This window comes from Streptomyces tropicalis, from assembly GCF_029269835.1.
Classification (GTDB): domain Bacteria; phylum Actinomycetota; class Actinomycetes; order Streptomycetales; family Streptomycetaceae; genus Streptomyces; species Streptomyces tropicalis.
Map to the genome: position 1 here is coordinate 60232 of NZ_JARJBB010000008.1, position 20265 is coordinate 80496.

Annotated in this window: 18 protein-coding genes and 1 pseudogene; 8 read left to right on the forward strand and 11 right to left on the reverse strand. The window is 70.9% G+C overall.

Annotated features, from left to right (window positions below; all coding sequences use genetic code 11):
- The first annotated feature begins 140 nt into the window (after positions 1–140).
- Together mshA and P3H78_RS17400 are read left to right on the forward strand one after the other, a co-directional pair.
- Positions 141–1478, forward strand: coding sequence for a D-inositol-3-phosphate glycosyltransferase (mshA, locus tag P3H78_RS17395; protein WP_276109918.1), 1338 nt, complete (start codon positions 141–143; stop codon positions 1476–1478).
- On the forward strand, positions 1471–2040 hold the full coding sequence (locus tag P3H78_RS17400) for a type III secretion system chaperone family protein (RefSeq protein ID WP_276109919.1): 570 nt from the start codon (positions 1471–1473) through the stop codon (positions 2038–2040). The genes mshA and P3H78_RS17400 overlap by 8 nt, the downstream gene beginning before the upstream one ends.
- Before the next feature lie 163 nt (positions 2041–2203).
- On the opposite strand, the gene P3H78_RS17405 is transcribed toward P3H78_RS17400, so the two are convergent.
- A complete protein-coding gene (locus tag P3H78_RS17405; protein WP_276109920.1) occupies positions 2204–3583 on the reverse strand; it encodes an MDR family MFS transporter in 1380 nt (459 codons plus the stop codon).
- Positions 3584–3748: 165 nt separating this feature from the next.
- Here P3H78_RS17405 and P3H78_RS17410 point away from each other — a divergent pair, with 165 nt between their 5' ends.
- Complete coding sequence (locus tag P3H78_RS17410) at positions 3749–4510, forward strand: phosphoglyceromutase (RefSeq protein ID WP_276109921.1); 762 nt, start codon at positions 3749–3751, stop codon at positions 4508–4510.
- A 200-nt stretch (positions 4511–4710) separates the two neighbouring features.
- On the opposite strand, the gene P3H78_RS17415 is transcribed toward P3H78_RS17410, so the two are convergent.
- The 4 genes and pseudogenes from P3H78_RS17415 to P3H78_RS17430 all read right to left on the reverse strand — a co-directional run bounded on the left by P3H78_RS17415 (position 4711) and on the right by P3H78_RS17430 (position 6961).
- Positions 4711–5274 carry an SMI1/KNR4 family protein gene (locus P3H78_RS17415; RefSeq protein ID WP_276109922.1) on the reverse strand — a complete coding sequence of 188 codons (564 nt, stop codon included), beginning with the start codon at positions 5272–5274 and terminating at the stop codon, positions 4711–4713.
- A 236-nt stretch (positions 5275–5510) separates the two neighbouring features.
- Positions 5511–5738 (reverse strand): hypothetical protein, encoded by a 228-nt coding sequence (locus tag P3H78_RS17420; RefSeq protein ID WP_276109923.1) that lies wholly within the window; start codon positions 5736–5738, stop codon positions 5511–5513.
- A gap of 55 nt (positions 5739–5793) precedes the next feature.
- Positions 5794–5955: pseudogene (locus P3H78_RS17425) on the reverse strand (tyrosine-type recombinase/integrase); the annotation flags it as partial.
- Between the two features lie 37 nt (positions 5956–5992).
- Positions 5993–6961: an SPFH domain-containing protein gene (locus P3H78_RS17430; RefSeq protein WP_276109924.1), complete on the reverse strand. Its 969-nt coding sequence runs from the start codon at positions 6959–6961 to the stop codon at positions 5993–5995.
- A gap of 390 nt (positions 6962–7351) precedes the next feature.
- Between P3H78_RS17430 and P3H78_RS17435 the strand changes: the two genes are divergently transcribed.
- Positions 7352–7924 (forward strand): TetR/AcrR family transcriptional regulator, encoded by a 573-nt coding sequence (locus P3H78_RS17435; RefSeq protein WP_276109925.1) that lies wholly within the window; start codon positions 7352–7354, stop codon positions 7922–7924.
- A gap of 15 nt (positions 7925–7939) precedes the next feature.
- Here the strand turns inward: P3H78_RS17435 and P3H78_RS17440 are convergent, their stop codons facing one another.
- Positions 7940–8860: a class I SAM-dependent methyltransferase gene (locus P3H78_RS17440; protein ID WP_276109926.1), complete on the reverse strand. Its 921-nt coding sequence runs from the start codon at positions 8858–8860 to the stop codon at positions 7940–7942.
- Positions 8861–9420: 560 nt separating this feature from the next.
- On the opposite strand from P3H78_RS17440, the gene P3H78_RS17445 reads away from it, so the two are divergent.
- Positions 9421–10284 carry an LLM class flavin-dependent oxidoreductase gene (locus P3H78_RS17445; RefSeq protein ID WP_276109927.1) on the forward strand — a complete coding sequence of 288 codons (864 nt, stop codon included), beginning with the start codon at positions 9421–9423 and terminating at the stop codon, positions 10282–10284.
- A 4-nt stretch (positions 10285–10288) separates the two neighbouring features.
- On the opposite strand, the gene P3H78_RS17450 is transcribed toward P3H78_RS17445, so the two are convergent.
- From P3H78_RS17450 to P3H78_RS17465, 4 genes are all read right to left on the reverse strand, one after another.
- Positions 10289–11434, reverse strand: coding sequence for a nitric oxide synthase oxygenase (locus tag P3H78_RS17450; protein WP_438827984.1), 1146 nt, complete (start codon positions 11432–11434; stop codon positions 10289–10291).
- A 169-nt stretch (positions 11435–11603) separates the two neighbouring features.
- Positions 11604–12776, reverse strand: a complete 1173-nt coding sequence (locus P3H78_RS17455; RefSeq protein WP_276109928.1) for a globin domain-containing protein — start codon at positions 12774–12776, stop codon at positions 11604–11606.
- A 1233-nt stretch (positions 12777–14009) separates the two neighbouring features.
- The gene (locus P3H78_RS17460) at positions 14010–15404 is read right to left on the reverse strand and encodes an FAD-binding oxidoreductase (protein WP_276109929.1); all 1395 of its coding nucleotides are present in this window, start codon (positions 15402–15404) and stop codon (positions 14010–14012) included.
- Positions 15405–15425: 21 nt separating this feature from the next.
- Complete coding sequence (locus P3H78_RS17465) at positions 15426–16355, reverse strand: antibiotic biosynthesis monooxygenase (protein WP_276109930.1); 930 nt, start codon at positions 16353–16355, stop codon at positions 15426–15428.
- Positions 16356–16456: 101 nt separating this feature from the next.
- Between P3H78_RS17465 and P3H78_RS17470 the strand changes: the two genes are divergently transcribed.
- Positions 16457–17023 carry a nucleoside deaminase gene (locus tag P3H78_RS17470; RefSeq protein ID WP_276109931.1) on the forward strand — a complete coding sequence of 189 codons (567 nt, stop codon included), beginning with the start codon at positions 16457–16459 and terminating at the stop codon, positions 17021–17023.
- A 300-nt stretch (positions 17024–17323) separates the two neighbouring features.
- Complete coding sequence (locus P3H78_RS17475; protein ID WP_276109932.1) at positions 17324–17908, forward strand: ester cyclase; 585 nt, start codon at positions 17324–17326, stop codon at positions 17906–17908.
- Positions 17909–18136: 228 nt separating this feature from the next.
- Here P3H78_RS17475 and P3H78_RS17480 read toward each other — a convergent pair whose 3' ends face one another.
- Positions 18137–19507 (reverse strand): S53 family peptidase, encoded by a 1371-nt coding sequence (locus P3H78_RS17480; RefSeq protein ID WP_276109933.1) that lies wholly within the window; start codon positions 19505–19507, stop codon positions 18137–18139.
- 294 nt (positions 19508–19801) lie between these two features.
- Between P3H78_RS17480 and P3H78_RS17485 the strand changes: the two genes are divergently transcribed.
- On the forward strand, positions 19802–20158 hold the full coding sequence (locus P3H78_RS17485) for a carboxymuconolactone decarboxylase family protein (protein WP_276109934.1): 357 nt from the start codon (positions 19802–19804) through the stop codon (positions 20156–20158).
- Positions 20159–20265: the final 107 nt, after the last annotated feature.

Below are 20265 nucleotides of genomic sequence, written 5' to 3' on the forward strand. Positions count from 1 at the left end.
ATCGAACGGTTGAGCGAGAATCGGCAATGTTTCGGCAAAGGCGGGCGGGGCGGAAATGGAGCCACCTCCTCCCGGCGTTAGCCCCTGAAGGGCGCTCGGCGCTCCCGGTCCGGCATGCCCGCATCAAGGAGGAACGCCACGTGAGCCAGTACGTCAGCAGGCTCGGGCGTCGCTCTGCGGCGGCTCCCTCGCGGCTCAGGCTGCACCGCAGGCCCCGGCGCGTCGCCATGCTCTCCGTGCACACCTCACCCCTCCACCAGCCGGGCACGGGCGACGCCGGCGGCATGAACGTCTACATCGTCGAACTCGCCCAGCGCCTCGCCGCGATCAACATCGAGGTGGAGATCTTCACCCGGGCCACCACCGGCACCCTCCCGCCGAGCGTGGAGCTGGCCCCCGGCGTCCTCGTCCGGCACGTCGACGCGGGCCCCTACGAGGGCCTGGCCAAGGAGGACCTCCCGGCCCAGCTGTGCGCCTTCACCCACGGGGTGATGCAGGCCTGGGCCGGCCACCGCCCCGGCCACTACGACCTCGTCCACTCGCACTACTGGCTCTCCGGCCACGTCGGCTGGCTCGCCGCCCAGCGCTGGGGCGCCCCCCTGGTGCACGCCATGCACACCATGGCCAAGGTGAAGAACGCCAGCCTGGCCGCGGGAGACACCCCCGAGCCCGCCGCCCGGGTCATCGGCGAGACCCAGATCGTCGCGGCCGCCGACCGGCTGATCGCCAACACCGCCGAGGAGGCCGGCGAGCTGGTCCGGCACTACTCCGCCGAGGCCGCGAAGGTCGCCGTCGTGCACCCGGGCGTGAACCTGGACCGGTTCCGGCCCGGCGACGGCCGTGCCGCCGCGCGCGCCCGCCTGGGCCTGCCGCAGGACGCCCTGGTCCCGCTCTTCGCCGGCCGCATCCAGCCCCTCAAGGCCCCCGACGTGCTGCTCCGGGCCGTCGGCGCCCTCCTCGACGAACGGCCCGAGCTGCGCTCCCGCATCGTGGTGCCCATAGTCGGCGGCCCCAGCGGCAGCGGCCTCGCCAAGCCCGAGGGGCTGCAGAAGCTGGCGGCCCGCCTCGGCATCGCCGACGTCGTGCGGTTCTGCCCGCCGGTCGGGCAGGAACAGCTCGCGGACTGGTTCCGGGCCGCGTCGGTGCTGGTGATGCCGTCGTACAGCGAGTCCTTCGGCCTGGTCGCGATCGAGGCCCAGGCGGCGGGCACGCCGGTCCTCGCCGCCGCGGTCGGCGGACTGCCGGTCGCGGTCCGGGACGGGGAGACGGGCGTCCTGGTGCAGGGGCACGACCCGGCCGCCTACGCACGGGTGCTGCGCGACTTCGCCGACGACCCGGCGCTGGCCGCCCGGATGGGCACGGCGGCCGCCCGGCACGCGCAGTCCTTCGGCTGGGACACCTCGGCCGCCGCCACGGCCGACGTCTACACGGCCGCGATGCAGGCCCACCGCCGTCGCGTACGCTCCCCCCATGGGTGAGGCGGAGCAGCAGCGGGCGGCGCAGGTCATCGAGGAGACCCTGAAGGACGCCGAACTGGACTGGGAGAGCCCGCAGTCGGGCACGTACGTCGTCAAACTGCCCGGCACCCGGAAGCTGTCGACCACCCTGTCCATGATCGCCGGCAGGCACTCCCTCTCCCTGAACGCCTTCGTCGTCCGCCACCCCGACGAGAACGAGGCCGGGGTGCACCGCTGGCTGCTGGAGCGCAACCTCAGGCTGTACGGCGTGAGTTACGCCGTCGACCCGCTCGGCGACATCTACGTCACCGGCCGCCTGCCGCTCGCCTCGGTCACCGCCGAGGAGGTCGACCGGCTCCTCGGCCAGGTGCTCGAGGCAGCCGACGGCAGCTTCAACACCCTGCTGGAGCTGGGCTTCGCCTCGGCGATCCGGCGGGAGTACGCCTGGCGTGTGTCCCGCGGCGAGCCGACGCGGAACCTGGAGGCGTTCCGCCACCTGACGGAGCGGCCGACGGGGGACAGCCGTCCGGCCGAGCGCCCTTCGCCCGGCGGCCCTTCGCCCGAGGGGCCGACGGCGGACTGAGCCGGGCCGGGGCCGTGCGGCCGGTCGGGCCGGGCGCCGGCGCGGTGGACCCGCCCGGACGGGCCGGGCAGCCCCCCCCGGCCCGGTGCGACGGGACCGGTCCGGTCGGGCCCATCCCCGGGCGGGCGCGGGCGGGGCGGCTTTCGGCTTCGGCGCGGGCGGCTCAGGCCGGTGCGACCTCGGGGGCCGCGTCCGCCGGCCCCGCCGGGGCGGCCGTGTCCGCGGACGTACCGCCCGCGAGCGGAGCGGCGGCGGCGACCGGTGCGACGGGTGCCTGCGGCGCCGGGACCGCCGGCGGCGCGGGGGTCGCTCCCGCCGGGACCTCCGCCGTGGCGCTCTCCTTGGGCAGGCGCCGCATCAGCGCCGCGTAGCCGACGGCCGCCGCGGTCCCCACGAGCGCGCACAGCCCCCACAGCCAGGCCGCGCCGAAGTGGTCGATGACGAAGCCGGACATCAGCGGGGCCACCAGCGCGGCCAGCGACCAGGACAGCGTGTACACGCCCTGGTAGCGCCCCCGGCCGTGGACCGGCGACAGCCGCACCACCAGACCGGTCTGCGTCGGCGCGTTGATCATCTCGCCCAGCGTCCACACCAGCACCGTCAGCGCGAAGACCCCGACCGAGCCGGCGAGCGCGGTGAGCCCGAAGCCGTACCCGGCCAGCAGGGAGGAGACGACCAGCAGCCGGCGCGCGTCCCGGTGCTCGATGAAGCGCGTGACCGGGATCTGGAGCACGACGATCAGGAGGCCGTTGACCGCGATCGCCATGCCGTAGTCGGCGGGCGTGAACCCGGCCTCGCCCATCGCCACGGGCAGGCCGAGCGACCCCTGCTGGAAGACCAGCGCGACGAGGAAGGACAGCCCGACGACGGCCATGAAGCGCCCGTCCCGGAGGACCGTGGCGAGCCCGACCGGGTCGGGTGCACCGCCCGGTACGTCCGCGGGTGCCTCGGGCCGGGACTCGGGCAGCTTCAGGAAGACGACGACGGCGCAGACCAGGGTCATGCCCGCCTCGATCAGGAATCCGGCGCGGTAGCTGAACTCGGCGATGAAGCCGGCCGCCATGGAGGAGACGGCGAAGCCGAGGTTGATCGCCCAGTAGTTCAGCGAGAAGGCCCGCACCCGGTCCGCGGGCGGCACGATGTCGGCCATCATCGCCTGCACCGCGGGCCGCGAGGCGTTGCTCGTCATGCCGACGACGAAGGCGACGGCGGCGATGGCCACGGGGTCGTGCACGAAGCCGAGGACCGCGACCGCTGCGGCGGTGGAGGACTGGGCGGCGAGCAGCGTCGGGCGCCGTCCGAGCCGGTCCGCCATCACGCCGGCGCCGAGCGAGGACACGACCCCGCCGAGTCCGTGCAGGGAGGCCACGAGACCGGCGTACGAGGCGGAGTAGCCGCGGTCCACGGTCAGGTAGAGCGCCATGAAGGTGGCGACGAAGGCACCGAGCCGGTTGACCAGGGTGCTCGTCCACAGCCACCAGAAGGCCCGGGGCAGCCCGGACACGGTCTCCCGGGCGGCATGTCTGAGACGGGTGACGGACATGGCGGATCCCCCCACGGGCACAGGCGGTGATGTAAGCGGCTCTAGCGGTGAGCACAACTTACGGTGGCGCGGCGCGGAGGGCCACTCGATTAACAGATGCCGTCAAACGTCCGCCTGCCGGGCGGCCCGGGCGGCGGCCCGAATGCGTCGATTACGCTCTGGGGCATGGCCGACGCACCGTACAAGCTGATCCTCCTCCGCCACGGCGAGAGCGAGTGGAACGCGAAGAACCTGTTCACCGGCTGGGTGGACGTCAACCTCAACGAGAAGGGCGAGAAGGAGGCGGTCCGCGGCGGTGAGCTGCTGAAGGACGCCGGCCTGCTGCCCGACGTGGTCCACACCTCCCTCCAGAAGCGCGCGATCCGCACGGCGCAGCTGGGCCTGGAGGCCGCGGACCGCCACTGGATCCCCGTCCACCGCACCTGGCGGCTGAACGAGCGCCACTACGGCGCCCTCCAGGGCAAGGACAAGGCGGCCACCCTGGCCGAGTACGGCGAGGAGCAGTTCATGCTCTGGCGCCGCTCCTACGACGTCCCGCCGCCCCCCATCGAGGAGGGCTCGGAGTACTCCCAGGCCGACGACCCGCGCTACGCGACGCTCCCGCCGGAGCTGCGCCCGCGGACGGAGTGCCTGAAGGACGTCGTCCACCGCATGCTCCCGTACTGGTACGACGGCATCGTCCCGGACCTCCTGGCCGGCCGCACGGTCCTGGTCGCGGCCCACGGCAACAGCCTGCGCGCCCTGGTGAAGCACCTGGACCGGATCTCCGACGAGGACATCGCCGGCCTGAACATCCCCACCGGCATCCCCCTCCTCTACGAGCTCGACGCCGACTTCAAGCCGCTCACCCCCGGCGGCACCTACCTCGACCCCGAGGCGGCCGCAGCGGCCATCGAGGCGGTCAAGAACCAGGGCAAGAAGAAGTAACCGCCCGCGAGTAAGCCCCCTGCCTGCGGGTTCTCCGCTGGAAGGGGGCTTTTCAGTGCACCCGGGCCGTCGTGGGGCCGTCGATGGAGCATCCGCTCGCTACGGGGCCGTGATCACTCGCGCCAAAGCAGCTCCCGGCCGACGTCGCTACGCCGCCCGCTCGTGCGCCTGCTGGACCGAACGCCCGTTGTCCTACCTCGTCACGCAGCTTCGAACCAGGGCTTGTTGGCAGCCCAGTGCTTAACCCACCCGACGAATCCCGGCTCAGCCGTGGTGGACCCGAACTCGGCTCCGAACGGAGTGGCGCCTTCCCCGGTGATCAACCAGACGTGTCCACGATGCGGGCCGGTGACGACGAGGTGCCAGTACATGCCGCATCCGTCCGTCCCAAGGACGATTGACCCGTGATCGAAGACTCCGTCGATGATCAAATCAGTATCCTCCGACGGCTCTGCGTCGTCCTCTTCCCACAGCCACTGCGAGGTGAGGGGGAAGGGCTGGCTCAGGTCACGTTCCGGTCGGTCGTCCCCCCAGTCATCGGGCAGCTCTGCCAGGCCCACCAACCCGTAGTCCGGCGGACCGGAGTACGAGCCGTCGGTGATCTCCGCAACGAAGGTCCGATAGGGCTCCGGCAGAACTATGCGGTGCCTCGCTTCGAAGGCTCGCACCGCTTCCCAGCCCAGCGCGGACCGACCGCCGTCGTCGACAGCGAAGGCTGCACGGAGCACCGCGAGGTCATTGGGGTCCGCCTGCTGAAGATTCATGCGGCCAGGGATACCACTCAGTGGTGACAGCGGTTGATCCCACCGACGTAGTCAGCAGGCGCAATCACTCCAGAGCCGTGCCCGCCGTGTGCCCGCTCCTGCGGGACTCAGCGGGCACGCACGGGGGACGACGGCACCGGGCGCGCTCCGGCCCAGGTCAGGACTCCGCAGGTCGGTCGCCCTCCGCATACGCCGTCTTCCGAACTGGTGCCGGACCTGTCGACAGATCGGCTGGATCAACCAGGATGCAACGTACAGCCGACGATCTCTTCAAGTTTGGACAGCACCCACGGGGTGATGTCATCGAGCTGTCGATCGACGTCCGGCACCACGATCTCAACGCCAGGACCGGGAACTACTTCACACCGCCAGGCGGGAAGGAGCTCCAAGAGCCAAAACTGGATCTTGGTCACCTGCTTCTCATCGAGTACCACGGTGCAGTCATCGGCGACGAGTCGGATCACCGGTACAACGTAACGGCTGACATCCAAGGCGCCACCCGAGACAGTCTGACCAGCTGAGCGCCGCCCGCGAGCTGCTGTGGCCCATCCGCGTCATCAGCTCTCGCGTACTGGCCCCGGCCGTCGAGGCCGGCGTGTTGCCCGTATGCCGAGGATCGTGGAAGTGCAGCTCCGCCGTGACGCCTGCCGCCTTCCGTGCCTTGGCCCAGTGGCTGCTCGCCCTGCCCCGGCGGCATGGTCCGGGAAGGCGCGCCCGGCTATTTCGCGCCGGGGGTGACGGCGAAGCCCTGCCCGGGTGCGAAGGTGCTGACGTTCGGCGGGATGGCCTTCATCTCGTCGATGGTGGCGCAGGCCGGGCACTTGGAATAGCCCTGCTGACGGGCCTCGTTGGCGGCCGCCTCCGCACGGGCCTGGGCGACCTTGGCCTGGGCCTCGGAGACGGCGGCGAAGGCAGCCTGGGCCTTGTCGACGGCCTGCTGCACATTGTCCGGGAGGCTGATCCGAACCAGGTTGAAGCGCAGGCCCATCAGGAACTTGTCCCCGAGGGTGGATTCGAGATCCTCCGCCAGCGAGCTGTTGATGGCGTTCTGGACCGCGGCGATGTTGCCGTTGTTGCTCTTGCCGGCCACCTTGCTGCCCGAGGCGCTGCCGTTGTTCTGCACCAACGAGCAGGACGAGACCAGTTCCGCGCAGCGGAACCGGGAGATCTGCTCGCGCAGATCGTTGTCGATCACCGGCCGGATGATCTGGTCCAGGAAGGCGGACCAGCCCTCGTCCCCGTCGTAGGCGTGGTACGTCCGACCGTTCGCGGCGGTGAAGGTGCGGGTGCCGAACTTGTCGTCGAAGTCCCGCAACGTCTTCTGGTCAAGGTTGAGGCTGAAGTACAGGGTGCCCTCGATGCCCATGTCCACGCCGTCCGAAGACGGGGTGTGCACTACGTCCACCCCCGAGCGGTCTCCCGCGTTGGCCTTCGCGGTGATCGTGTAGAAGCGCTGCTGGGCCGGGTACTTGTGGCTGGTGGAGTAGAGCCCGCGCCACGTGAGTCCCGAGGCGGGCTGGATGATCTGACGTATGTTCCGGTTGTCGAACATGCCGCCATTGCGGACGATCGCCACCTGGCCGCCGTCAGTGCGGTCAAAGCCGCCGATGAGGCTGACGATGGTGGTGATCAGAACGATGGCGAGGGCCACGGCGGCCACGATGAGCAGCCGGGTTCTGCGAAGCATGATGTGTTCCCCCGTGTTGACGGCGATGCCGGGTCGGCATGCGGGACGGCACGCTACTCCTGACCGGAGCCCGCTCGACAGGTAGGGCGAGTCGACCACGAGGGCGACCGGACAGGGCGGGCAGCCCGCGCGTGTGTGGCTCCGGCGGCGCAGGTGGTCCAGGGCCGCCGGGTCATTTTCTGGGCCGTCCCTGGGCCGTCCGAGGCCGCTCGACAGTGGCCAACTATGACTGATGACGACTATTTGACCGCTCACGAATACTGCGTTGAGCAGCGGAAACGCAGGTCGCCAAGATCCCCGGCAAGACCCAGGGCAAGAAGAAGCAAGCACGCACGAACAAGCCCCTACCTGCGGGTTCTCCGCCGGGAGGGGGCTTTTCGCTGGAGGTCCATGAGTAGTCCTGATGCTGGCCGCCCGTCCTCGGCAGTCGTCGACACCAGCCGGCGGGCCGTGGTTCTGGACGCCGCCCTGACCACGTTCGCGCGATTCGGTTACAGGAAGACCTCGATGGAGGAGGTGGCGCAGGCGGCGCACATCTCCCGGCCAGGGCTCTACTTCCTCTTCTCCTCGAAAGAGGTCCTGTTCCGAGCCGCGGTCACCCAAGCCCTGGAACGCGACATCGCAGCGGTCGAACACGTCCTGGCTGACACCGGACACCCCCTGTCGGAGCGTCTCGTCGAAGCGTTCGACCAGTGGGCGGGCCGCTACATCGGCCCCTTGGCACGCGATGTCGCGGAGGTCGTCGAAGCCAACCCCGATCTGCTCGGCGAGATGGTGGAGACGGTGCCACGGCGTTTTGAGGAACTGGTCACCGATGCGATCGCCGCAGAGACAGGACGGGAGGCGGCGCCTGCTGTCGCCCGGACGGTGATCAGCACATCGATCGGCCTCAAACATCAGGCGCCGTCACGGGAGTTCTTTCTCGAACGACTGAAGGTCGCCATCGATCTCCTGGTGCGCTGAGCCGACCGCCGGGGGTCAGCTCCGCGCCGAGCGCCTGGCCGCGCGGGAGCTGCGAATCGCACGGGTGAGGACGGGCGGCAGCAGGTCGGCCGCGATACGGCGGGTGAGGCTGCGGCCCGGTGCGGCGGGTGTGGAGGGCCGACCGGCTGTCCGTTCCGCGACCGGCTCGGGCGCTGCGGCGTGCCGGGAGGACGGGACGGACGGCGCCCGCATGCCCTTGGACTTGAGCCGGATGATGCGGTGTCCGGCCGCCTCCTGGACGCTGAGGTGGCAGTCCCCGCGGCCGCGTGCCATCGCCAGCAGCTCCTCCTGCACCGGGCCGGGGTCGCCCCAGGTGCCGTACAGCTTCTGTGTGCTCAGGCAGATCGGGCGCAGACCGCGGTTGAGCACTGCCTCCCAGGCGGCCACGGAGACGCCGGGCGTGTGCTCCGAACGGAAGTCGTCCAGGACGACGACTCCGCCTGGCAGCAGCAGGTCGTGCGCCGCGCCGATGTCGGCGTGCACGTGCTCGTACAGGTGCGAGGCGTCGATGTGGACGAACCGGCAGGAGCGGGGCTCGACCTCTTCCGGCACCAGGGAGCTGGGGCCCTGCAGGACACGGGGCAACTCGCCGTGGAAGGAGAGGTAGTTCTCCTCGAACGCCCGCCGGCTGAGCGCGCTGTACGACTTCGTGGACTCCGCCCGGTTGGCGTCGTCCGGCGCGTCGCCCTCGAAGAGGTCGCACACCGTGTACCGCTCACCGTCCCGGAGGCGGCTGCCGAGGAAGATCGCGCTCTTCCCCATGTACACCCCGACTTCCAGCAGATCGCCCCGCATCCCCGCGGACTCCTGGCGGGCCAGGAGCCAGTCGAAGAGCATCTGGTCCAGTACGGGGAACCACCCGGGGACGTCGTCGAATCGGCGGGGTGGTCGGGGTGCGTTGTGTACGGCCGTCATGCGAACAGGCACTCCCTTGCGCGGACGAGCTGGTGGGAATTGCTGCGAGCCTGCCCCAGTGAGCATGGCCGAACGGAAGGCAGGATGAACGGCAGGCCAATTTCCGCGTGCCGCCCAGGGTCGCGGATCAGGAACGGGCGGGCCCGGACGGCAACTCCCTCACCGGCCGGGGCCGCGAGCACACCGAGCCGTTCCGGCCGGTTCATGCGGTCGTCGTGCCGAAAGTGCGCGTCCCCTCGCTCGTTGACCTGGGCGGCGCTGGCGAAACGCTGCGCGCAGAGGTTCTCAGGGTGGTCCGTGACTTGGCCGCGCGCGTGACCGCCCGACACGGAGCATGCCGTGTGCTGACGACCCTCGGTCGTTACCAGGACTCGAAGCATCCGCACTGCCACGTGCTGTCGGAGCGTCGTGGGCCCGCAGCGGACGAGTGGGCCCGGGCAGTACTGCCGACGCACCAGAGGTGAGAATTCCTCGCGGGCGGCAAGCCGCGACCTGCCGGAGTGAAGCCGCCTGTGCCGAAACCGGTTGCTGCCCCGCGTCCGGCTGCGCATCCTGCTGGCATGCGCTTCTCCGTCAACATCCCGAACTTCGGTGACTTCGCCGACCCCCGTGGCGTCGCGGCCGTTGCGGTCGCCGCCGAACAGGCCGGCTGGGACGGGCTCTTCGTCTGGGACCACGTACTGCACCGGCGGCACCAAGGGCGTCCCTTCGGGGACCCCTGGATGCTCCTGACCGCGGCCGCGCTGGCCACCTCCCGGATCCGGCTGGGCACACTGCTGACGCCGGTCCCCCGTTACCGTCCGCAGCAGCTGGCCCGCCAGGTGGCCACCCTGGACCACGTCAGCGGCGGCCGGGTGATCTTCGCCGCTGGCCTGGGCGGTCCGGTCGAGGACGAGTACCGCAGCTTCGGCGACGCCGCCGAGCCACGCCTCCTCGCCGAGCGGCTGGACGAGGGACTGGAGCTGCTGGGCCGCTTCTGGTCCGGCGAGCCGGTGGACCACCACGGCCGGCACTACGAGGTCCGCGACGTGACGCTGCTGCCCGCCACCGTGCAGCAGCCCGGTCCGCCGGTGTGGATCGGGGGGTTCTGGCCGCGTCGTGCGCCCATGCGGCGGGCAGCACGCTGGGACGGCGCGGTGCCGCTCTTCGAGACGGCCCGGCACGGTCATGTGCCGGACGTGGCGGAGGTGCGCGAGCTGGTCGGGTACGTACGCAAGCACCGCGCAGCCGGGGCCGGGCGGCCCTTCGAGATGGTGCTCGGCGGTGCCACGCCGCCGGACGCAGCGAAGGCCAGGGACGTGATCGGTCCCCTGCGCGACGCCGGCGCCACCTGGTGGGACGAGCGGCAGATCGAGACCGGCCCCGACCTGGACCGGCTCCCTCCGGTGCTGCGCCGCATCGAAGCGGGACCACCGGTGGTCTGAATCGTCAGATGCCCTCTCGGGGGGTGCCGTAGGGGCATCCCTCCGGCGCCCCTGCGGTCCGGTGCACGAAGGCCGGCCGCAGGTCGGGATCCGCGGGGTCGTAGTAGCGGTGGAACACCGCGGTCGCACCTCCGGACAGGGGCGGGACGATCCAGCTCCAGTCGGTCGGCACCGGGCGCCCGTGCCGCCTCTCGCGGTCCACGTGCGCGAGGAACCGCTGCGACTCCGTGTGGTGGTCGGCCATGCTCACCCCCGCCTGCCCGAAGGAATGCAGGACCGCCAGGTTGAGCTCGACCAGGGCGCGGTCCCGCCACAGGGTGCGCTCGTCGCGGGTGTCGAGGCCGAACAGCTCGGCGACGACGGGCAGCAGGTTGTAGCGGTCGGTGTCGGCGAGGTTGCGCGAGCCGATCTCGGTGCCCATGTACCAGCCGTTGAAGGGCGCGGCCGGGTACGTGACCCCGCCGATCTCCAGCGACATGTCGCTGACGGCCGGCACCGAGTACCAGCGCAGACCGAGGCCGGCGAACCCGGGATGGTACGGATGCGTCAACGGCACCTCCAGCACGGCGTCCTCGGGCACCTCGTAGAACACCGGGGGCAGGCCGGAGCCGGGCTGCACCAGCAACGGCAGCACCTCGAAGGGGGTTTCGCCGCCCTTCCAGCCCAAGCCCCGGGCCAGCGACACCCGGTGGGTACTGCGCGGGTCGTCCGCGTAGCGCACCAGCTGCTCGCCCAGCAGTGTGGCGGCGGGGCGGCCGGGGCGGTCGGGGGCGAAGACGCTGACGACCGGCCGGACACGGCCTCCGTTGGTCGCGATCCGCAGATGCTCGAAGCACTCACCGGCGATGTCGTCGGGGTGCGTCACGTGCCGCAGGTCCCGCACGACCAGGTTGTTCCAGTAGAGCCGGCCTATGCAGCGCGCCGCGTTGCGCCAGGCCACCCGCGCGCCGAACGCCAGCTCCGCCGGGGTGTGCTCGTACGTGCCGCAGCGCTCCACCTCCGCGGTGACCTCCGCGAGCCGCCGGCGCGGATCACCGTCGCCCGGGTTCTCGGCGGCGTACTGGCGGAGGAACACCTCGGCGGCCGCCAGGACGGCCTCGTGCGCCGGCGGGCGGCGCCGGGCCGGGTCGGACGAAGGGGGTAGATGCACCGGATTCTCTCCTGCTCGGGGCCTGGTGCTCACACGGGCCCGGCGCGCCGGCGGTGGTCGCGCGGCCGCTCGGCCGGGAGCGGACGGGGCGGAGCCGAGTCCGGCGGGCGGGCGCGGCGAGCGGGTCGCCGCACGGCCGGGGCCGGGTCGGCCGGATCGGGCCGCACGCTCAGTCCTCGGGGGGTTCCCGCATCCGCCGGGGCAGCAGCGAGGCCTCGAGGGCGGGCACGTCGAAGGGGTCGAAATGGATCCGCTCCTGCGGGATGCCCTGCCGGGCCAGGGTGGCGCTGGCCTGCGTGACCATGTCCACCGGCCCGGAGAGGAACGCCTCGTGCCGGTACCACGGCCCGAACTCGTTCAGCACCCGCGGCAGGGTGCCCTCCAGCCCCGCAATACGCTCGTGCGACACCGCCGCCCGCACGGACAGCCAGTGGTGCCGCTGGGACATCCTGAGCATGTCGTCCAGGCCGTAGAGCTCCTCGGCGGTCCGCGCGCCGACGAAGACGTCGACGTAGCGCTCCGTCCCGGTGCGGGCCGCGTCCTCGACCAGGGCCTTGATGGGGGCCATGCCGGTCCCGCCGGCCACGCACACCAGGTCCCGGTCGCTGCGCGGGTCGAGCGTCATGTCGCCCTGCGTGGGTCCGAGCCGCACCACGTCCCCGGGCTTGGCGTTGTAGACCAGGCCCTCGCTGACCTGGCCCTTGGCGACCGCGCGCACGTGGAAGGTCACGGTGTTGTCCGGTCGCGGCGCGTGCGCGGGCGAGTAGTAGCGCCACGCCTTGGGGTTCCAGGGCGTCTCCACGCTCGCGTACTGTCCTGCCGTGTACGGGTAGGGCGCGTCGGGCCGCACGGTGATCTCCGCGATGCCGTGGCCGCGGTGCAGGTGGTGGATGATCTCCGCCTCCCACACCGCGGGCGCCCTGCGTGCGTCCTCCCCCGCGGCGTGCATCATCACCTGCGCGACGACGCCGTATCCGTGCGTCCATGCGGCGGCCAGCTCCGGGCTCCACGCCGGGCCGGCGTAGCGGGCCAGGGACGCGAGCAGGCACTCGCCCACCGCGGGGTAGTGGCCGTCCAGCGCTCCGAACTTGCGGTGGTCGCGACCGAGCCGGCCGCAGAAACGGATCAGGTTCTCCGGGTCGTCGACGAGGTCGACGATCTGCAGCAGCCCGCGCAGCAGCCGGTCGCGCTGGACGTCCAGGTTGTCCGGGAAGAGCGCGCGCACCTCGGGGTGGCGTGCGAACAGAATGGCGTAGAAATACACCGTCATGTCCGCTGCGTGCGGGCCGACCACGCCCACGCTCGCGCGCATCAGCGCGATCTCCTCCGCGGTCAGCGGCACGAGGTCCGGCAGCGGACGCGGCGCCGGGGGCGAGGAGCTGGGAGGAGGCGCTGCTGGTTCCGGTGACTGCGCCGCGGCATTCGCTGTGTCACGGCGTTCTCGCGAAGCACGGGAGAAGATCACCGGGCGCCTCCCGCTTCAGATTGAATCGTTGTCACCATGAGGGAAATTCAGTGTCGGAGCAGTGGGGAGCGGGATCGCCGCGACCGCTGCGCAACCGGTCGCGGGTTGCCGGGACAGGCCGACGGCCGGCACGGGGTTTCGCCGTGCCGGATGCCCACTGAGCACCCAGAAGGAGTCCGCCATTCGGCTGTGGCGCCGTCGCGTTACGGCGCCAGGGATCAACTCGGCCGCGCATGGGCGACTTGGGAACGGACGGGGCGGAACTCCCTGGAGCCCTGCCGTTCGGTGGCGATCGGCAGGACGGCATTCACCCTAATACACAATCTTCACCCGTCAACCAAAGGATAGGCACGACTTCGCCGACACGCGCACGTTTTCACCTCAAGAGCGGTCTGCGGCAGGTGTGTTCGGCATCGGGGAGGGTGAAGCCCACGCGGAACCAGCCGGAGGGGGCATGGGGAACCGGCTGGAAACGGGCCGCGGGGCGGCAGCCCGACAACTCCGGGGAATCCGCGTCCACTTCTCCCGGTGAGGTGTCGAATCCCGTTCCGCATTGCCATCCGAAACCCGTCGGTTTCAGGAGCTGCGGTGGATTCGGAAGGCATGGCTCACCACGGCGTCATACCGGATGAATTCATCGGGCTGAACGTGATCTCTGTCGGTAAATCCCGATAATCGGGGCATTTGGGTTCCTGGGCTGCGGTCCTGCTCCGGGGGGCTCCGCCCTCCGCCAGGCCGGCGTCCCGGCGGCGCCGCATCGGCCGGATGCAGCACGCCGCCGGGATCCCTCGGCACCGGCCGCCCCCGCCGGCGCCTCAGGAGAGAAAATCTCTCTGGAGCGGTGCACCTCTTTTCGGCCGGACGCCCGACTGGTGGATTGCAGGGTGGGTCGGACTGCAAGAGGACCGATCGTCCTCTCTTTCCTTCGCACTGTCGCGTGTTCCCTCCCCTCAATTCGATGGGGCGCGCGTTCAACATCCCGGATGTGATCCTTCGGCCCAGTGCCGCACGAGGCAAAGCAAGAGCCCGCCAGATCCGGGGAAGGAAGAAAGCAAGTGCCCGTGAACAAGCCCCCCTGTCTGCGGGTCACCGCCGGTGGGGGCTTTTCGCTCACTCGGGGCCGCACCGGCCGGACAGGTAGGAGAAGAAGAGGCCCTGCGGGTCGTATTCCGCTCGCACCGATTGCAGGCGTTCCCAGTCGGCAGTCGTGAACGATCGCCGGGCACGGGAGGGATCGGCGGTCAGGTCCGTTTCGGCGATGTAGTGACCGGATCCCCAGGGCTCCACTGCGCGTACGGCCTCGCGGAGCCAGCGCACGTTGACGTGGTCGTGCGCGGGGTCGGACCAGACGGCGTAGGGCACGACGTAGCTCTCCCCGAGCACGGAGAACGCCATGTTCCGCAGCAGTCCTTCCTCCTGCGAGACCGGTGACACGGGTGCCAGCACGACGGAATTCCCGGACGGGGCTTCGGCGAACGCCTCACCCAGCTTCGTCAGGAGCGAGGCGTAGCTCTCGTGCGACCACAGCGTGTCGGCCGCGTAGCGGTGTTTCTCGGGCCACAGGTCCGTGGCGGCGGCGTAGAGGGCGGCGAGAGACGTCGGCCGGTCGAGCTGCCGGGACAGCGGCCGTTCCGAGAGGGGGCGGCTCCGCAGCGGATGCAGGGCGCCGACGGCCTCGGGGTGCGCGTTCGCGAAGGCGGTGGCGGTGACGACGACCACCTTGGACGACGGGCCGTCCGTCGCGCCGGATGCGCCCTCGGTGGCCAGCAGGAGGGACAGTTCCACGTTCGCGGGCAGTTCGCGCGCCGTCTCGGTGGCCCAGTCGGCCACGGGGCCGACTGCCGCGAGGGGAAAGGTGCAGGAGGTGGTGGCGAGTGCGGACGGGCGCGGTTGCAGACGGAGACGGAAGCGGGTGACGACGGCGAAGAAGCCGGGTCCGGCGCCCCGTGCCGCCCAGAACAGGCCGGGGTGTTCCTCCTCGGTGCACCTGAGCACGTCACCGTCGGAGGTCACCGCGGTGACCTCCAGGACGCTCGCGCAGCCCACCCCCCACAGTCCGGAGTTCCAGCCGAGGCCGCCGCTGAGGAGGTAGCCGCCCAGAGCGACGGAGGGGCAGTGCCCTGCAGGGAAGGCGAGATCGTGCCGGGCGAGCTCCCTCGCGAACCTGCTGCCGATGGCACCCGGCTGCACGGTCGCCGTCGCCGAGTCGGCGTCGATCTCCCACCGATCGAGCCCCGAGAGGTCGAGGAGTACGCCTCCGTCCCGCAGGGGTGAACCGCACCAGCTGTGCCCGCCCGCGCGCACGGCGACGTGCAGACCGCGGGACGCGGCGACCTTCAGGACGTGTCGGACGTCCTGTTCGCATGCGGCGCGGACGATCATGTCGGGACGCCGGTCCGGTGTGAGCCCGTTCCACAGTGCGTGCGCGCGGGCGGTCTCGTAGCCCGCGTCGCCCCGGTGGAGGACCACACCCTCGATCCGCGAACGCCCGCTGTCTTCGCTCATGGCGACCTCCTGGGCCGAACGTCAGCCGGTGGTCAGGCCGAAGATCACGATGAACGCCAGCCAGCAGATCGCCACCGCCACGGCCCCTGCCGCGTCCAGGCGGAGGGAGCGCCCCCGGCTGGGCGCCAGCCAGAAGGCGAAGGCCCTGTTCACCAACGGCATCAGCAGCCACGTCAGGATGCTCACGCTCAACACGTTCGAGATGAACAAGGAGACGTAACCGGGCAGGCCCAGCGCATCAAGTCGGGGGCCCACCGCCAGGTTGAGGACCTGGACGGTGGGATAGAGGGCCAGCACCACGGACATGGCCTGCTTCCAGTTGGGCGGAGGACCTTCTTCCGTGCCCTCCTCGAATCGGAACCAGCTGCCGAACGCGGATCCGACCTTGCGTACGTCGTAGGACACGAAGGCGCCCTGTCCTTCGGCGAGGAGCTTTCGGCGCGTGGGCGATTCGAGCCACGTGTCCAGGTGGTGGCGGGTGTCGAAGCGGAATACAGTGACCCACTTGTCCTGGACCCCCTTCACGGGCCGGAACAACTCCGAGCCCATGAACCCGGGGAACTTCCGCTGAGCGGCCAGGATCTTTCCCTGCCAGCCCACGAACGCCCGCTCCTGGTCGGGGCGCACGTCGTGCGAGATCACCGCGGTGACGGCCTCGTGGACCGGAGTGCCGCCCGCGAGAACTTCCTGCGCGGGCGCCTCATCGAACAGGTCCCTTCCCTGTTCCAGGAGTTCACGGCGGGTGTCGGACCTCATCCACGCGGTCAGCTGGTCCAGGTGGGAGAAGCGGTAGACGACGACCCACTCGTTTCCCCCGGGGGAGGGCGGAGCGTACTGCTCCGTGCCCTCGAATCCGTCGAACTCGCCTGCGGCCTCGTTGGTTCGGTCCTGCCAGCGCCGGTAGTCGTCCTCACGCCCCCGACGGACCTTCTGGGAGATCACGACGGTCACGCTGCCATCGTGGGAGCCATGTGTTGCAGGAGGACTCACGCGTCCTAGAGTAGATAACTGGGGCATATGGTGCAAAAGAGCGTTCGAGCGGAGGCACCGAGATGGGACACAGGGAGTACCTGGGCGAAGCGGCGCAGCTGGCCACCGAATCGGTCGAGAACGGCTGGGGAGGCCCCTTCGGCGCGGTGATCACCCACGACGACGAGGTCATCGCCCGCGGCCAGAACCGCGTGCTGCTCACGGCGGACCCCACCGCGCACGGCGAGGTAGAGGCCATACGCAAGGCGATTCAGTACCTCAACCCGGATGCTCCGACGGTCTCGGAAGGCCATCAGAACGAGTACACGCTGGAGTTGGTGCCCCGTCCCGAGGGTTCGCCGGACATCCTGCCGGAACGTGCCCGCATGCTCCAGGGATGCTCGATCTACACCAGCGGCGCCCCGTGTCCCATGTGCATGAGCGCCATCTACTGGGCGCGCATCGACGCCGTCTACTTCAGCTGCGACTGGAAGGCCACCGAGGAGATCGGGTTCAGCGACGACTTCCAGTACGAGGACTTCCAGCGGCCCCCGGACCAGCGGAGCATCAGCATCCAGCAGATGTACCCGGAGCTGGGCGACCAGGCCTACCAGGCCTGGCGGGACAAGCCGAACCACCATCCGTACTGACGGTCTCCCACTCGGCACGCGGGCGACGCCGCGGCACGCAGTCGCCGATCGGAGTGCCACCATCGAGCCCCTTGCCGGCGGATCCTCCGCCGGCAAGGGGCTCGATGGCGTCCGGCGGCCCGCTTCTCCGGAGGACCGGAAAGCGGAGGATTCCAAACCGTATTCACGCCTGGAGAATTGCTCGAAGGAGAGGCGATTTCAGGTCTATTCGTGAGGCTTTTCGGACTTGGCGGTGCATGCTTTCCGCGTCTGCCGATGCGGTGCCGTCGGGCACCGTCACCCACCTCTCAGGAGTGTGCCGTGATTCCGAAAAGGACCACCGAGGCCGAGTCCGTCGCCATCGCCGTCGCCGCACCCGGACGGCGCAGAAAGGTGATCGGCGCCCTGACGGGCCTCGCCGTCGCCGCCGCGCTGACCACCGTGGCCGTGCCCGCGGCCGCGCAGGCCCAGGGCTCTCCCGGCGCCTCCACCGTCCACGCGCACCACCACAACCTGTCGCCGCGTCAGGTGTCCTCGGCGTTCTACGCCAGCTACAACGGCGACCTGGCCGCCGGCTTCGACCGCTACATCTCGAAGGACCTGGTGCTCCACGGGTTCGACGGCCCCGGAAAGCGCGAGGACTGGGTCCAGGCGGACCTCGGCATCAAGGCGGGGATCTCCGACTACAGGATGACCGTCGAGGACCAGATCGTGGAGGGCGACAAGACCGTCACGCGCTGGACCTTCGGCGGCGTCCACACCGGCACGATCTTCGGCATCCCCGCCTCCGGCCACCAGGTCCACCTCAGTGGCATCTCCATCGACCGCGTGGCGCACGGCCAGATAGTCGAGCACTGGTCGGAGGGGAACTTCGACCGGTTCCTGGCCGAGCTCAGCGGCAAGTAGCCGCGCACCGTGCCCCGTTGCGGGTGGGGGCGGCGGGATTCCGTCCCTTCCGGTTGACCGCTGCACGAGGGCTGCCCTGCACGGACGGATGCCCGGCCCGCGGCACGGCGGCCTCCCGGGACCGGTGCGCAGTCCCTCCCCCCGCAGGCACGGCCCGCCCGGTGTTGCCGTCCGGGCCGGCCGTGCTGCGGGACGCGGGGGCGGGTGCCCTGCGCGCGGTCGTGCGGGTCAGCGGCGGGCGGCGCGGGCCAGGGCCGGGACGAAGCGCAGGGCGTCCACGGTGCCGACGCCGGTGGCCATGTCGTAGCCGTTCACGGCCGTGTAGCCGGGGACGCCGGCGTACGTGTTGTCGGTGCCGTCGTCGACGTCGACGACGCCGTCGGCGTGGCGGGTGGAGAGGCGGTAGAGCGCCTCGTTGATGTTGCCCACCCGGTGGCCGGCGACCTGGTCGGCGAGGGCGACGATGCCCGAGAAGAGCGGGGTTGCCTCGCTGGTGCCGCCGGTGACCTCCCAGCCGGTGGCGGCCGGGTCGTAGCTGGAGTAGATCCAGGCGCCGCCGTCGACCGCTGCCGCCATCGACACGTCCGGGGTGCCGCGGCGGGTGCCGACGGTCTTTTGCACACCGTCCTGGAAGGCCGGGCGGGCGAAGACGTGGGACCGGCCGCCGCCGCCCGCGCCGTGGTCGTTGTAGACGCTGTCCGGCTTGACGCGGCGGCCCTGGTCGTCGAGGTGGAGCTGGGTGCCGCCGACGGACGTGACCAGCGGGTCCGAGGACGGCCAGGAGTTGACGCGCTTCTTGTAGTAGTGCTTGCCGTCCAGGGTCATGTCGGTGGCGCCGCCGTCGCCGGAGGCGGCGAGGACGGTCACGTGCCTGCGGTTCGCGTCCTGGAAGGCGTAGCGCAGCTTCTTGATGCTGGTGAAGTCGCCGCGGGCGAAGCCCGGGAAGGTGTTCTCGGTGGCGCCGAAGCTCTGGCTGATGACGTCGCCGACACCGTGGTCGATCAGGTGCCTCTCGGCGCTCATCATCTCGGGCAGGCCGGTGGTGCCCTCGGTCTCGGCGACCGCCGTCTCCACCAGGACGATCTTGGCGGCGGGGGCCATGGCGTGGGCCACCTCGACGTCCAGGGTGGTCTCGCCGGCCCAGCCGGTCATGTCCGCGTTCTTGGGGTCGAAGGCGGGCACGTGGCCCCACTTGACCACGTTCACCTTGGTGCTGTGGATGCCGAACTGCCTGGAGTACACGTCGAGGTCGTGCTGGACCGTCGGCGAGCCGAACGAGTCCACGATCACGATGGTGCGGCCCTTGCCCGTGACGCCCTTCCGGTACAGGCCGTCGAGGTGGTACGCGGTGCGGTACTGGAGCGGGGTGTAGCAGGCGATCTTCCACTTGGCACGGCACTGCTCGATGGAGAGCGGGCCGGTCGTGCTGTGGGCCAGCACGTTCCCCGCGACGGCCGGGACGGCCGTGGTGTGCGGCACGGAGGCGGGCGCGGCGGTGGTCACACCGGCCGGCGGAGTGGTCCCCGGCGCGGCGACGAGGAGAGCGGCGGCGGCGGCCAGGGACGCCGCCGCTCCCCTTCCGGTACGGGCTGTGTGCATGAATCCCCCTGAGTGTGGTCCGGAGTCTCACGAAGTGGTCTCCGCGCATCCCATCGAGTGAGTCATGCACAGGACAAGGTCATTGAACTGTCGATGTCGAAGCCTTTACCCAAAGACCACCGGGTAGCACCCGTTCGGGCCGTCCGATCCGAAGGGGGATTCACTCGAACGGCCCGGCATGCGCCAGGCTCGGAGCCCGCTTACGGTGGAAATGCAAGCTGCCGGCGCGTGCGGGTTCCTCCCGGTGGTGGGCCACGCGTGACGGCGTCGCACAGCCCGGAAGGCGGCACCCAGATGACCACCACGTCCGACACACCCGTGCTCGACACCCTCGCCGCCATGACCATCGACTCGCTCGAACGCTGTGGCCTGGACGAGAGCACCCTCATCCTCACCCGCATCGCCGCGCTCGCGGCCATGGACGCCCCCGCCGTCTCCTACCTCGCCCACGTCGGGCCCGCCGTGCGGGCGAACCTGACGATCGAGCAGGTGCAGGACGTGCTCGTGGCGATCGCCCCCGTCGTGGGGACGGCACGCGTGATGGCGGCGGCGGCCCACATCACCGAGGCGCTCGGCTTCACCGTCGCGCTCGCCGACGCCGAGGCCCAGGCCATGGCGCAGGCCGAGGCGGAGAGCCGCAGCCGGGGCTGACCCCCTGCCCCCTCGCCCCGGAGCGCCCGCCACCACGGCGGGCGCTCCGTCACGATGCGTCGGGCCGGGCGGGACCGGCGGGCCGGGCCGGGACCGTCCGGGGGCGG

Coding starts and splice junctions, on each gene's coding strand:
- P3H78_RS17470 (WP_276109931.1), top strand. CDS start 16,457: ATGGGACACAGGGAGTACCTGGGCGAAGCGGCGCAGCTGGCCACCGAA.
- P3H78_RS17435 (WP_276109925.1), top strand. CDS start 7,352: ATGAGTAGTCCTGATGCTGGCCGCCCGTCCTCGGCAGTCGTCGACACC.
- P3H78_RS17405 (WP_276109920.1), bottom strand. CDS start 3,583: ATGTCCGTCACCCGTCTCAGACATGCCGCCCGGGAGACCGTGTCCGGG.
- P3H78_RS17460 (WP_276109929.1), bottom strand. CDS start 15,404: ATGAGCGAAGACAGCGGGCGTTCGCGGATCGAGGGTGTGGTCCTCCAC.
- P3H78_RS17445 (WP_276109927.1), top strand. CDS start 9,421: ATGCGCTTCTCCGTCAACATCCCGAACTTCGGTGACTTCGCCGACCCC.
- P3H78_RS17440 (WP_276109926.1), bottom strand. CDS start 8,860: ATGACGGCCGTACACAACGCACCCCGACCACCCCGCCGATTCGACGAC.
- P3H78_RS17400 (WP_276109919.1), top strand. CDS start 1,471: ATGGGTGAGGCGGAGCAGCAGCGGGCGGCGCAGGTCATCGAGGAGACC.
- P3H78_RS17415 (WP_276109922.1), bottom strand. CDS start 5,274: ATGAATCTTCAGCAGGCGGACCCCAATGACCTCGCGGTGCTCCGTGCA.
- P3H78_RS17410 (WP_276109921.1), top strand. CDS start 3,749: ATGGCCGACGCACCGTACAAGCTGATCCTCCTCCGCCACGGCGAGAGC.
- P3H78_RS17480 (WP_276109933.1), bottom strand. CDS start 19,507: ATGCACACAGCCCGTACCGGAAGGGGAGCGGCGGCGTCCCTGGCCGCC.
- P3H78_RS17485 (WP_276109934.1), top strand. CDS start 19,802: ATGACCACCACGTCCGACACACCCGTGCTCGACACCCTCGCCGCCATG.
- P3H78_RS17430 (WP_276109924.1), bottom strand. CDS start 6,961: ATGCTTCGCAGAACCCGGCTGCTCATCGTGGCCGCCGTGGCCCTCGCC.